15 protein-coding genes are annotated in these 12,709 nt (G+C 65.6%); 10 read left to right on the plus strand and 5 right to left on the minus strand.

Going from position 1 to position 12,709, the window contains the following annotated elements; translation table 11 throughout:
- Nucleotides 1-525: 525 nt before the first annotated feature.
- Nucleotides 526-873, plus strand: a complete 348-nt coding sequence (locus ACFY3V_RS37360) for an Imm8 family immunity protein (protein WP_362903310.1) — start codon at nt 526-528, stop codon at nt 871-873.
- Between the two features lie 183 nt (nt 874-1,056).
- Here the strand turns inward: ACFY3V_RS37360 and ACFY3V_RS37365 are convergent, their stop codons facing one another.
- On the minus strand, nt 1,057-1,893 hold the full coding sequence (locus ACFY3V_RS37365) for a HEAT repeat domain-containing protein (RefSeq protein ID WP_389780008.1): 837 nt from the start codon (nt 1,891-1,893) through the stop codon (nt 1,057-1,059).
- Between the two features lie 236 nt (nt 1,894-2,129).
- Nucleotides 2,130-2,663, minus strand: a complete 534-nt coding sequence (locus ACFY3V_RS37370; RefSeq protein ID WP_362903314.1) for a hypothetical protein — start codon at nt 2,661-2,663, stop codon at nt 2,130-2,132.
- Nucleotides 2,664-3,151: 488 nt separating this feature from the next.
- Between ACFY3V_RS37370 and ACFY3V_RS37375 the strand changes: the two genes are divergently transcribed.
- On the plus strand, nt 3,152-3,565 hold the full coding sequence (locus ACFY3V_RS37375) for a hypothetical protein (protein ID WP_389780010.1): 414 nt from the start codon (nt 3,152-3,154) through the stop codon (nt 3,563-3,565).
- Between the two features lie 468 nt (nt 3,566-4,033).
- Here the strand turns inward: ACFY3V_RS37375 and ACFY3V_RS37380 are convergent, their stop codons facing one another.
- From ACFY3V_RS37380 to ACFY3V_RS37390, 3 genes are all read right to left on the minus strand, one after another.
- Nucleotides 4,034-4,351: a tyrosine-type recombinase/integrase gene (locus tag ACFY3V_RS37380; RefSeq protein WP_389780044.1), complete on the minus strand. Its 318-nt coding sequence runs from the start codon at nt 4,349-4,351 to the stop codon at nt 4,034-4,036.
- A 329-nt stretch (nt 4,352-4,680) separates the two neighbouring features.
- Complete coding sequence (locus ACFY3V_RS37385; protein WP_389780012.1) at nt 4,681-5,007, minus strand: transposase domain-containing protein; 327 nt, start codon at nt 5,005-5,007, stop codon at nt 4,681-4,683.
- Nucleotides 5,008-5,107: 100 nt separating this feature from the next.
- Nucleotides 5,108-5,935 (minus strand): transposase family protein, encoded by an 828-nt coding sequence (locus tag ACFY3V_RS37390; RefSeq protein ID WP_389780014.1) that lies wholly within the window; start codon nt 5,933-5,935, stop codon nt 5,108-5,110.
- 18 nt (nt 5,936-5,953) lie between these two features.
- On the opposite strand from ACFY3V_RS37390, the gene ACFY3V_RS37395 reads away from it, so the two are divergent.
- The 8 genes from ACFY3V_RS37395 (at nt 5,954) to ACFY3V_RS37430 (ending at nt 12,699) form a co-directional block, all read left to right on the plus strand.
- On the plus strand, nt 5,954-6,427 hold the full coding sequence (locus tag ACFY3V_RS37395) for a transposase domain-containing protein (protein ID WP_389780016.1): 474 nt from the start codon (nt 5,954-5,956) through the stop codon (nt 6,425-6,427).
- Nucleotides 6,394-7,446 (plus strand): transposase, encoded by a 1,053-nt coding sequence (locus ACFY3V_RS37400; RefSeq protein ID WP_389780018.1) that lies wholly within the window; start codon nt 6,394-6,396, stop codon nt 7,444-7,446. The genes ACFY3V_RS37395 and ACFY3V_RS37400 overlap by 34 nt, the downstream gene beginning before the upstream one ends.
- On the plus strand, nt 7,443-7,712 hold the full coding sequence (locus ACFY3V_RS37405; protein WP_355613670.1) for an arginine deiminase-related protein: 270 nt from the start codon (nt 7,443-7,445) through the stop codon (nt 7,710-7,712). The genes ACFY3V_RS37400 and ACFY3V_RS37405 overlap by 4 nt, the downstream gene beginning before the upstream one ends.
- 103 nt (nt 7,713-7,815) lie before the next feature.
- Entirely contained in the window at nt 7,816-9,420 is a 1,605-nt protein-coding gene (locus ACFY3V_RS37410) for a class I adenylate-forming enzyme family protein (protein ID WP_362903320.1), read from the plus strand.
- Nucleotides 9,417-9,848 (plus strand): PaaI family thioesterase, encoded by a 432-nt coding sequence (locus ACFY3V_RS37415; RefSeq protein ID WP_355613666.1) that lies wholly within the window; start codon nt 9,417-9,419, stop codon nt 9,846-9,848. Before ACFY3V_RS37410 ends, ACFY3V_RS37415 begins: the two co-directional genes overlap by 4 nt.
- A gap of 49 nt (nt 9,849-9,897) precedes the next feature.
- A complete protein-coding gene (locus ACFY3V_RS37420; protein WP_355613664.1) occupies nt 9,898-10,908 on the plus strand; it encodes a zinc-binding dehydrogenase in 1,011 nt (336 codons plus the stop codon).
- Between the two features lie 32 nt (nt 10,909-10,940).
- Nucleotides 10,941-11,642, plus strand: a complete 702-nt coding sequence (locus ACFY3V_RS37425; RefSeq protein ID WP_355613689.1) for a VOC family protein — start codon at nt 10,941-10,943, stop codon at nt 11,640-11,642.
- On the plus strand, nt 11,635-12,699 hold the full coding sequence (locus tag ACFY3V_RS37430; RefSeq protein WP_389780046.1) for a PLP-dependent cysteine synthase family protein: 1,065 nt from the start codon (nt 11,635-11,637) through the stop codon (nt 12,697-12,699). The genes ACFY3V_RS37425 and ACFY3V_RS37430 overlap by 8 nt, the downstream gene beginning before the upstream one ends.
- Nucleotides 12,700-12,709 lie beyond the last annotated feature (10 nt).

The raw sequence follows: 12,709 nt of genomic DNA on the forward strand, positions 1-12,709 counted from the left end.
CAATATCTTCCCATGAGGGACGTTATCAAGCCAGAGATTTGACATCCGGGCAGGTCAAAGGAATAGAGAGTCAAGGATGAGGCTCCCCCTACGGATCAGAAGGTTGGGGTTTCGAGTACCTCCGGCCGCACAGCAGGTCAAAGGCCCTCCGGGATCATCCCGGAGGGCCTTTTTCGTGCCCTTACAGCAGTGAAATACAGCAACTGGATCTGACGGCGCTACGGGGGATCTGCCCCGTATGAGAGGCGTCCGCCGCAGGGGAGAGTGAAGCGTGTGACCGAGATCCGTATCCTCTCGTTCACAGCTTGGCGAGGAGGCCACTATGTCGGCCTGGCGGAGGTCCTTGCTTCTCTTAGTGCCTCCGTGCCCGATCGCTAGGTGATCAAGGGGGGACCACGGGGAGCCGCGAGTAATTCACCGACTCCCCCGCAGGGCACCGCTTCCCCAGGTCAGGGGTCATGATCTCGAAAGGCTTCCCAAGCTGACAGTTCTCCTCCGCGTTGCTGGCTGCGCGATCATTGGGTGATGAGAGCACGCGTGCCCCTCTTCCGCTGGCCGGACCTTGAACGTAGTGGCATCGACGATCCCGCCAACGCATGCGAACTCCTGGAGATGTACGTCGGTCCGCAGAACGAGCCGGGTGACGAGCAGTTCCAGATCACCGTGTGCACTCCATCTGCCCTTGCCGAACAGTTGCGCCATCATCGCTTCCTCATCGGCCGGCACTACCTCTTCGTTCGCGAGCTGCGTCCCGCCGAGGTGACGCGCTGGTTGAGCGACCGTATCGCCGTACTGGAGGCCCCGACATGGGGCGAACTCGCTGAGAAGATCGGCCGGATCGGGTTGTGGGAGTTCGAGGATTACGAGGACTGACGCTCTGATCCGGGTTGCAGTTTGGGTTGCAGTTCACCGCCGTACCGGCGCGTTCCAGGAAGACTGGGGAGGGGACGTTGGTCCAGGTGGGACTGTCCTGAACGATGGCCTGCCGAGCTGCTAATGCGGTTCGGCGGACCTGTCGAAGCAATACCAGGTTGCTCGCCAGGACGGGCGGAGAGATCAGGCGAGCGATGTCGGACGTGACGCGCATGCTTGCAGAGCTTGATCAAGGACTTGGGGGCGTGGTTCGTTATCGTCCTGCCAGCCGTCAGCCTTGAGCTTTTGCAGGAGTGGCAGGAGATCCGGGTCGCCCGACTCAGCCGCGGCTTCGACGTAGAGGTTGCCCACGTCAGGAAGGGCGAGCATGCGTTTCAACGTGGGCAGGATCCGGGGATCACGTCGTATCGCCAGTGCTATCGCCGCCTCACCGGCTGTATTCTCGCCTGGATCGTTCAGACGCTCGACGAAAGCGTCCCGAATCTCCTGGGCGTCGTTTTCGGCACGGCTGCCCAGCATCATGGTGGCCCAGTCCCGTACCTCGGCATCCGGATCACGCATCAACACCAGCAGTACCTGCACCGCATCCTCGGGAAGCGGGTCGAGACCGACGGGAATCCCGCGCGCCACCTGCCAGCGGATACCCGCTTCTGGATCGTCAGCGAAGCGTAAGAGCGGAAACAGGACACGTTCGTCGTCGCAGATGATGGCGAGTGCATGGGCGGCAGCCGCGCGCACGTGCTTATGTGCCCTGTCCAGTGGAAGGGCATCCGCCGCTTCGATCAAGGGCGGGACGTGCCAACGGAAGTCGAGTGCCTGAACCGCCAACAGGTCGAATCCGAGCGCCTGCACCCTCTCGTCAGGATCAGCCCACCAGGCCCGAGCCAGCGCTATGACTTCTTCAGGGGCAGAGAGCGATCCGAGGAGTCTGCCCATGGCGTCGAAATGCTCTTGAGATGATGTCTCATCCCAGTCGAGCAGCTCGGCAATCTGGCTGCTGGGGATCGAAGGCGTCGACATGTCCTTCCCTTCTTGACTGGCGGCGAGGAGAGGGACAGCTCGCGAGGAGACAAGCATGTCGAGGTGGTGCCGGGAAAGTCGATTGCATTTCGGGAGCCATCTTGGGAGCCACCTGGGCGGACGATCACGAACCGGAGGGCCTTTTCGTGCCTGTACAGCAGCGTTGTACAGCAACGCGGGCTCACACAGGCGATCTCCGTAGCGGTTTGTCCCCTCCGAACCGCTGGCCGCTCTGCTCAGACGTCACCGAAGCCCTCCTGTAGACGGCGAACCCAGTCCGCGGGGAAGACTCGCTCAAGCCGCTCCTTACTGGTCGCCAGCAGACCCTCTTTCGCCAAGGGAAGCAGGGCGCCGTCCTGGACGGCCTTGTGTTTCTCGGGTGCCGGGCAGATCAGTACGGCGAGGATCCGGCATGCCCGTTGGATCTCCGGGACTCCGGTAGCTTCGACCATCTTCTTGATGGGCTCCCAAGCAGTTCGTACGGCGAGGCGCACCAGCGCTTCCAGGAAGGGCTTGCGCCCCTCGTCCTCGCGAGACTGCATGATGATCGTCGTCACGCACTCCGGTATTCGGTCCATGGCTTTTTCGAACCCCTCCATAGCCTCGGCCATGGCCACGAGGAGGTCACACCAGAGGTGATCATTGATTCGTTTTCTGGCCCCTCGCGGATCGTTGCCACCGAATCCCTCGTCCAACTTCGTGATCACAGAGCAGACGAGGGTATCGCCGACTTCCTGGATATGATCGATGGTTTCTGGATTCTCGGACAACCAGTCGGCGAGATCTACTTTTGCGGTGTCCGTGGCGGCCTGTCGCGCCTTAGCGGGTTTCGGCCGTCCCTCGGGAGGCAGAGCCCTCGCCCATCTGGAGTCGCAGCGGTCTCTCGCCTTTTGACGAGGGACGGGGGATGGATCGCGAGCCAGTTTGAGACTGTGGGACCAGCCATGCTCTACCCCGCCACACGCACATTTGCAAGAGTGTCCTTCGGCGCTTTCGCAATTCTTCGGGTGCACCATACGCTCTCCGATTCGTTCGACACGACAGCGACCAAGCGACCAACCGGAAGCCCCATTTCTTTTAAATCACAAACTATGAATTGCGAAATGATCGCAACGGTCAGATCCGCCTGTCCCTTCAGACACGAGAAGACGTCGTGCACGCTAAAAAGCCCTTTGGGGTGATCCCTAAGAGCCTTTGGGGGTAATGCAAAATCCAATGGAGGCTTTTCTGAACGTCTTTGGGTCATCACACTGAGTGGGTGACGCAGCTTGGTGTGATCCTTCCAGCGCTCGTGGGTATGTTGGCGTCCCTGTTGGGCGTCCTTCTCGGAAGCCTCCTCACCCGCCGGGCGCACAACCAGCATTGGTCCCGTGACCGGCAGATCGATGCCTGTTTGATGATCATGCGGGAGTCGAACCGCGCGCAGTTCGCCCTGAACCGTCTGTGGCAGGGGAAGGGCGATCCGGACTGGATTCCGTGGAACGAGGCGTTGGTCACCCTGACATTGGTGGGTGAACCGGACATCGTCCGTGCCGCGCTCGCCGTTGACGAGACGTTCTGGGTGACCAATCGAAGGATCGAAACGGGAGAACTCCGCTCGGCGGAGGCATGGGCTCAGGCGCGAGAAGCGATCGAAGCGGCCCGGTTGAATTTCATCAACATGACTCGCTAGCGAATTGTCGGAGGGGCACAGGCACTCTCCCAGTTCGTGGCGCGACCTCCCCTACCGCCGCCTCCAGCGGCCTCCGACCAGGGCACAAGCGAGGAAACCCAGGCCACAATGAGGGAACACCGTACCGAGAAGCAGCCCGAAACGACGGCAGGTGACGAGAGATAGAGCAGCAGATCAGAGCCATGATCGGGACATCTTCGCAGGTCGCTACCTGACCGCTTTTGATTCACGAACTACTGCTGTCGTACAGCAGCCCAGTACAGCAACACCGCCTTACACGATCACATGCCACCGGCCCGCATCTACCACCCGACCAGGGCGTGAGCCCGCCGACCTGGGACATGCCCTTGCCTACGGATCAGAAGGTTGTGGTTTCGAGTACCTCCGGCCGCACACGTTTGACCAGGGCGTTCCTTGATCATCAGGGAGCGTATTGATCATTTTGTAGCAACGGGTGTAGCAACGCGCTCACGACGCCTCTTTCCCCTGCTTTGTCCGTCGCGTCGTCAGGTCGGACAAGACCCCGTCCATGCTGTCAGCCGCACCTCGCTTCACCTCCTCCAGCAGATGCACATAGATGTCGGACGTCGTCGCCTGCCGAGTGTGCCGCAACACGCCCTGGATCGTCTTGATGTCGGCTCCCTCGGCGAACAGGAACGATCCGCAGGCATGCCGCAGATCATGAAGGTGGGTCGGCCGCCCGATCTTCGCGCGCTCGCACAACGCGTCCCACGAACGGTTGACGTTGCGCGGCTCCAGCGCCGTCCCTCGGCCCGTGGTGAACAGCCTACGAGCGAATCAAGCCTCGGCCGCTGTACGTCTTCTACCGCCCCGATGATCTCGACTGGATCGTCGAGGCATGCGAGGGCGTGCCGGACATGAAGGTCACCGCGAGCCAGTTCGTGCCCGCTGGCCAGGTCTACACCTTCCGGAGCGAGCTATGACACCTGCCGAGGAGATCCCCACGCTTGTCGCCGAGCTCAAGCCGCTCCTCGACCAGATGCTCCCCGAGCAGGTCGCCGACGCCGCCTGCGGATCCACCCAGCACCACAAGGTCACCGGCAGCCCAGCACCCTGGCATCCAGAGGCGGGCCCGCTCCTCATGACCATCCACGCTAGCGTGCGGGAACTGGAAGCGGATCTGCGCTACCACGTGACGGGCCGCCTGGCCGAGGACCGCGGCGGCAGCGACGCCAACACCACGGCCCTCTCTGCCAGATCCCCAGGGCACCGACTCCCGCGAACAGGGCCTGAGCCAGGAGGAAATACACGCCGACTCGGGCGGGTAACAGGCGCGGGGCGCGATGTTGCACGCGATGCCGCGCAAGGATGTCATCCACCAGCTCGAACGGGATAAACGAGGTGAGCGCTCCCAGATGGCCTGGGACCAGAAGGCCGGCAGTTACACGGCCGCATCGCTCAATGGCAGACTCGTGACTCATCGGAACTCCGGAGCAACAGGTGGTCGTGGCAGACCATCGTTTACCGGAGTCCCGACCTGTGTGCGCCCGGTTGAGTCCAATGAGGTGATCTCAGCGACTTTCATTTCAAGTAGCCGTGTTCGAAATGGGTGAGAACGAGCGCGGCTTTGACGATGTCGCCGATTCGGCTGGGGCTGGCGGTGATGCGCTGGAGGGTGCGCCAGCGCTGTGTGAGCAGGGCGAAGCCTCGTTCTCCCAGGCAGCGCAGGGCGCGCAGGAGCGCGTTGCGGGTGCGGGTGTCGAGGTCGAGGGGCCGGCCGCCGGAGGGCTGTTTGACCGGAGTGAGAATGCCGATGCCGGCGCTGTCGTAGCCGGAGTCGGCCAGGGTGGGGAGCCCGTCGGCGGCGGCCTTGTACAGCGCTCCCAGGACGTGTGCGCGGGCGGCGGTCAGGTCGTGCACCGATCCGGGTTCGACGTCGGAGACCCACAGCGGCAGGCCGCAGGGCGTGGACAGCGCCTGGATGTTGCCGCCGTGGTGGTGGGCCTTTCCGGAGTACCACAGGTCGATGGGTTCGCCTTTGACGCTGATGGTCTTTTCGGCGCAGCGGTCGGTGGCGATGACCGTGCCGTCCAAGATCAGGTGGGTGAGGCCCTCGTCGCTGGCGCACCGCAAGACTTGGTGCAGGTCGGGCGCCTGGTCGGCCAGGACGTCGATGACCTCGTCGATGTAGCGGTAGGCGGTGGCGCGGGAGACGCCGTGGTCGCGGCCGAGAGCGCCCCGGTCGGTGCGGTCGCGAAACCAGCGCAGTCCCATCACCGCCTGCTCAAAACACAAAGCCGCGTAGTTAAGGATCTCGGGCGCTTGGCAAGCTGTTCGTGAGTACGGCAGGGACCCTGGTGTGAAGAGGAACGGGACCTCTGGTACACCAGGCGATCGACCAAGATCCACCCGAGCCCCGAGGTCCCGTTGCGTACCGATTCTGCCACCATGACCCTCACCCGCACCATCACGCTCGCCAGCGGCGTCTTCGCCCCCGGCCATCTGGGAGAGCTGACCCAGCACCTGCCGTTCGAGCTGGTTGACGCGGTCCTGGAGGACACCGGCAAGACCCAGCAGCGGCTGCGGAACCTGCCCTCACGGGTCGGGGTCTACTTCGTGCTGGCCTTGGGCCTGTTCCCGGAGCTGGGCTACCTGGGCGTGTGGGGCAAGCTGGTGGCCGCATTCGGGCAGCTCGCGGTGCCGCGTCCCTGCGAGAAGGCGTTGCGAGATCTCCGGCGCCGGGTGGGGGCGGCCCCGCTGCGGGAACTGTTCGAGATCCTGGCCGGTCCGTTGGCGCAGCCGCACACACCAGGAACGCGCTATCGGCGCTGGCGCACCGTCGCCTTGACGGCTGCAGCTCGATCAAGGTGCCCGACTGCGAGCGGAACCGTTCCTGGCTGACGAAGATCAAACATCGGCTGGCCTGGGCGGGCTATCCAACCGTGATGCTCATGACCCTGGTGGAGACCGGCACCCGCGGCCTGCTCGGCGCGGTGTTCGGGTCGATCACCACCGGCGAGACACGCTACGCGCGGCGGCTTTGCGGGCTGCTCGGCCCGGACATGCTGGTCCTGGCCGATCGCGCCTTCGACGGCAACCAGGTGCTGGGCGCGGTGGGCGGGAGCGGCGCGCAGTTCCTGGTCCGGCTCAAAAGCACCCGCCGCCCGCCGATGGCCGCCCGGTTGTGCGACGGCTCGTTCCTGTCCCGGATCGGCGAGATGGTCGTGCGGATCATCGACGCCGACATCACCGTGATCTGCGCCGATGGCACCAAGGTCGCCGGCCGCTATCGGTTGGCCACGACCTTGCTCGACCCGCGCCGTGACAGCGCCGCAGCGCTGATCCGGCTCTACCACGAGCGGTGGGAGATCGAATCGGCCTACCTGGCGTTACGGCACACGCTGCTGGGCGGGCGGGTACTGCGCTCGGGCGACCCGATCGGGCTGGAGCAGGAGCTGTGGGCGCTGCTGACCGTCTATCAGGCGTTGCGGATGGCCATGGTCGCCGCCGCCGAGTCGGTGCCCGGCACCGATCCGGACCGGGCCTGCTTCAAGACCGCCGCACAGGCCGCTCGTGACCAGGTCATCATCGCCTCGGGCGTCCTTCCCGCTGACCCGGCTGCCCCTCTCGACCTGGTCGGCGTTATCGGCCGCGCGGTCTTGGACGGCCTGCTGCCACCACGCCGCCCGCGCATCAGCGTCCGCAAGGTGAAATCTCCCATCTCTCGCTACCACGCCCGCCCTCACAGTGATGAACGCCCACTGACCAGCCAGAACGTCACCGACGTTCTGGTCGTCGTCCACGAGGGGCAGACCGTCCCGCCCCCACCACCGCCATCCGAGCAGGAGCAGGAGCAGGAGCAGGAGCAGCCAGAGGATATGCAGCCGGCCTCGCCGAGCTCCGCCACGAGTGCTCGGTGACGGCTTCCGGGCACGCGGTCGTCCCCTTGACGTTGGCGCAGATCGACGAGTTCGCCGGCAATGCGATCGAGGTCGAGGGAACCGACGGGCGTTACCTGGTGATGTCGACCCGTGCTCGCAACAGCTTGACGGAGTCGCAACGTAGCGCCGTCGCCGAGCACCTGACGATTCTGGACGTCGAGGTGCCGACGATCGAGCTGGCCGGAGGGTCGATCCGGTGCATGATCGCTGGCATCCACCTGCCTCGCCCCGAGGCTCGGGCGTAGGCGGGTGCGGTCGCCACGCAGTGGACTGGCACAGCAGTTTCGCGGTAACATTTTATTAAACATGTTTATTGCGTCCATGGGGACGTCGTACGGAGGAGGGCTTATGGAGCCGACGCTCGACGCCCAGCTTCGAAAGGGAACGAGGCGCAGCAGCCCCCGGGCGGGGCTGGCCCTCGCGAACGTCGCCAACCTCGGCGATCTCGCCGGGGTGCACGGAGCATCGACGGACCGGCTCGCGGTCCTGGATTTGCGCGTCCCCGGTGTTCCAGTCGGGTACACGTACCCCGAGCTCAGCAGGCTGGTCACGGCGCTCGCTGCCGAGCTGGTCGCCAGCTCGTACGCCAGCGGAGACCGCATCGGGATCATGTCGGCCAACCGGGTCGAGTACGTGGTGGCGTACCTCGGCATCATGAAGGCCGGCCTGGTGGCGGTCCCGATCAACGTGCGGTCCGGCGGTGACGTTCTCGACCACGTCATCGAGGACGCCGGGGTGGTGCTGACCTTCGTCGACGCCGCAGGGCGGGAAGCGCTGGCCGAGCGAACTCCCAGTATCGACTTCGACGATCCTCAGACCCCGTTCCTCCAGGATCTGGCCACCACCTGCCAGGACTCGGCCGGTGAGGCCCTCGCCGGGATCGAGCCGCCGTCGGACGGGCTTGCCGAGATCCTCTACACCTCCGGATCCAGCGGCCTGCCGAAAGGCGTCCCGCTCACGCATGCGGGTCAGCTGTGGGCGCTTCGCACGTTGTCCTCGGAGCCTCCTCGGCGGATCGAGACCCAGATCATCGCCCAGCCGCTGTTCCACATGAACGGCTTGGTGACCCTGTGCCGGGGCCTCGCGCTCGGATTCACGACGGTGATCTGCCCGCGATTCGACGCCTCCGCCTATGTCGACGCGATCGAGCGCTACGGAGTGACCAGTGTCGCCGCGGTGCCCACGATGTGGATCCGCGTCCTGGGCGAGGTTGCCGACGACACATCACGTCTCAGGTCCGTCAGGTCGCTGTCGCTCGGCTCCGCTCCGATCACCCAGGAGCAGGTCGCCAGGATCGCCGACGCGATCCCTGACGCCGACGTGGTCGTGTCCTACGGCACGACGGAGACCGGTCCGGCGATCTTCGGAGCGCATCCGGACGGGATCGCCAGGCCGCCGCTCGCGCTCGGCTACCCGCTGCCCGGGTCGGAGGTCAGGCTCGTCGACGGTCCCGACGACACCCACGGCGTGCTCACGATGCGCAACCCCGCTGTGACCGATGGCTACCGCGGTCTGCCGCACCTCAATGCGACGTCGTTCGAAGACGGGTGGTACTACAGCGGCGACGTGATGCGTCGCGATGACAACGGGTTCTTCTACTTCGTGGGCCGAGCCGACGACATGTTCGTCTGCGGAGGGGAGAACATCTATCCGGGCGAGCTCGAGACGATCCTCGAGCGGCACCCCGCCATCGGACAGGCGGCGGTGGTCTCCCTCCCGGACGACGAACGCGGACGCATCCCGGTCGCCTTCATCGTGATGAGCGCGGGAGCGCACCTGACCGCTGGAGCGGTGAAGTCCTTCGTGATCGAGCAGGCGCCTGCCTACCTGCATCCACGGCGCATCGCGACCGTCGACGAGCTGCCCCTTGCAGGAACCAACAAGATCGACAAACGGAAGCTTCACGAGATCGCGATGCAGCTGGAGACGAGCAACGAAGGATGGTTGGCATGACGGACAACGAGGATCTGGACACGAGCCCGGCCGGGCTGAACGCGCTGCTCAGCACCTCGCCGTACAACGAGTTCCTGGGACTCCGGTGCACGGCCACGGACGCGGAGGCGGGCAGTCTCGTGCTGGAGATGCCCTTACGTCCGGAGCTGGAGCGCATCGGCGGCGAACCGCAGTTCCACGGCGGCCCTGTCGCGTCGTTGATCGACACCGCGGCGGTGTTCGCGACGATCCTGTCGACCGGTGTCGTGCCGCCCACGGTGAACCTGCGGGTCGACTACCTGAGGCCCTCCAGCGGCACCAGGCTGACCGCGACGGCGACGATGCGGCGGGCGGGCAGGAGCGTGGGCGTCGCGGACGTCAACGTCACCGACGATCAGGGCAGGTTGACCGCGATCGGTCGAGCCACGTTGAGCACCGCCTTCGGATAGCTCGAGCGCACCACCACGGCATCTGCCACATCCACGGAAAGGAAGCAGCGTGAGGGCTGCAGTCATCAGTGAGCACGGCCATTCGGAGCTCATCACGGTCCACGACGATTGGCCCGACCCCGTCGCCGGGGCCGGTGAGGTCGTCGTCGACGTCAGGGCTTGCGCGCTGAACTACCACGACCTGTTCACCCTGCGTGGGATGCCCGGCATCACCATCCCGTTCCCGATCATCATGGGCATCGACATCGCCGGCGAGATCGCCGAGGTCGGCGCCGAGGTCGAGGGCTGGCACGTTGGTGATCGGGTCCTGATCGATCCCTGGGACGCGGTCGAGAACAAGCTGGTGGGCGAGACGATGGATGGCGGACTGGCCGAGCGCGTCGCCGTCAACGCCAGGACATTGATCCGGTTGCCGCACGACGTCTCGTTCACCGACGCCGCAGCGCTGCCGGTGGCCTACGGGACGGCGTACCGCATGATGGTCACCCGCGGCGAGGTCGGCCCCGGCGATAAGGTGCTGGTCCTCGGCGCGTCCGGAGGGGTCGGAACGGGTTGTGTCCAGCTCGCCAGCCTGGCCGGAGCGCACGTCATCGCTGCCGCGTCGACCGACGCCAAGCTCGAACAGCTTGCCGCGCTCGGCGCCGACGAAGGCATCAACTATCGAGACGACGACTTCATGAAGGCCGTGCACGAGCGTCATGGCAAGCCCCGGGTCTCGGGGGCGGGCGGTCTCGACGTGGTGGTCAACTTCACCGGCGGCGACACCTGGGCCCCCTCGTTGCGCTCCCTGCGGAAGGGAGGGCGCCTGCTCAACTGCGGAGCAACCGCCGGCTACGCGGTCGAGACCGACCTCCGCTACGTCTGGTCGTACGAGCTGGACATCCGGGGCTCGGACGGGTGGCTCCGATCGGACCTGGAGTCCTTGATCGAGCTCGTCCGCGTCGGCAAGCTGCGTCCCCCCATCGATCGGGTGCTGCCCCTGTCCGACGTCCGCACCGCCTTCGACCTTCTTGAGCAGCGTCAGGTCCTCGGCAAGATCGTCGTGGCCCCGGACCGTTGAGAGACACAGAGCCCACTGGTGGGCAGAGCAAGGTGGACCATGTCGTCGTGTCGGTGCGCGGACTCGACGAGGCAATCGCTCGATGGAGCCGGGCAGGGCTCACGGCGGTTCCTGGCGGCAGCCATCCGACCGGTACGACGAACGCGCTCGTTCGCGGCCCGAGGGACGCGTATCTGGAGCTGATCGACGCAGTCGAGGAGTCGTCCCACGCCACGGCCCGAGCGGTTCGTTCGCGGGTGGGACCGCTGACCTGGGCCATCAGCGTCCCCGAGCTCGACGCCTGCCGCCGGCGGCTCCTGGACTACGGTGTGGAAACGGGCGACCCGGTCGAGAGCAGCCGGGTCGCTCCTGACGGCGAGACCTACGTCTGGGAGACCTGCGAGATAGCCGGGCACGTCCTGCACCCGTTCGTCCCGTTCCTGATCCGATGGAAGTCGGGGATGCCGAGGGGGCCAGTACGCGGTCCGGCGATCAGCTCGTTGGACTTGGAGGTACCGGATCCGGCCTGGTTGCAGGGCCTCCTCGTCTGCTGCGGCCTGTCGCCCGACGACGCCGAACCGGGGACACCGGCGGTGACCGACGGTGACCTCACGGTCCGGCTGCGTGAAGGGAGTGCTGGAGTCGTCGCCGTCGACTGGGCGATCGCTCCTCCTGAACCTCACGTGCTCCTCGACGGCCTCGTGTGCAACGTTCGCTGGCACGCTGATCCGGTGGGCTCGGTACCCCGTGCCTAGGACGACCAGTGAGCAGCGTGCCTGGATTGCCGAGGCGATCCGGCGGCTCGATGCCGACGCGAACCGGAGTGCCGACACTCATCTGTATGTCGTACCGCTGTCGGTCGAGGGCATCGACCTGTACCTCAAGGACGAGTCGGTCCATCCGACCGGCAGTCTGAAGCACCGGCTGGCGCGATCGCTGTTCCTGTACGCGCTGTGCAACGGGTGGATCGGTCGCGGCAGCACCATCATCGAGGCGTCCAGCGGCTCGACGGCCGTGAGCGAGGCTTACTTCGCGCGGTTGATCGGCCTGCCCTTCGTCGCGGTCATGCCGAAGTCGACCAGCCCCGAGAAGATCTCCTTGATCGAGTTCTACGGCGGTCGGTGCCACCTGGTCGACGACGCCGTTGCCGTGTACGACGAGGCGCGCCGGCTCGAGGCCGAGACCGGCGGCCACTACCTGGACCAGTTCACCTACGCCGAACGTGCGACCGACTGGCGCGGCAACAACAATATCGCTGAGTCGATCTTCGAGCAGCTGCGCTCCGAGCGGCATCCGTGTCCGTCGTGGATCGTGGTGGGGGCGGGCACGGGCGGCACGTCAGCGACCATCGGACGGTTCGTCCGGTACCGCCGGTTCGACACCCAGGTCCTGGTGGCCGATCCGGAGAACTCGGCGTTCCTGGACGGTTGGGAGCAGGACACGTCGGGCGCCACGACCTCGGCTCCCTCACGGATCGAGGGTATCGGTCGGATGCGTGTCGAGCCGTCGTTCGTCGGTGGCGTGGTCGACGACATGATCCGGGTGCCCGACGCCGCATCCATCGCCGCGGTCCGCTGGGTCTCCGGGGTTCTGGGTCGTACCGTCGGCGGGTCCACCGGCACCAACATCTGGGCGAGCCTGAAAGTGGTCGAGCGCATGCGCGACGCGGGACAGACCGGAAGCATCGTCACGCTGCTCTGCGACGGCGGCGAACGCTACGCCCACACCTACTACAACGACGCCTGGCTCCTCGACCAGGGCCTCGACCTCGAGCCCTACCGCGGGTTCCTGGAGAGGTTTGACGTGCGTTGAGTGCAGCGCC

Source organism: Streptosporangium sp. NPDC000095 (genome assembly GCF_042899335.1).
Taxonomy (GTDB): Bacteria; Actinomycetota; Actinomycetes; order Streptosporangiales; family Streptosporangiaceae; genus Streptosporangium.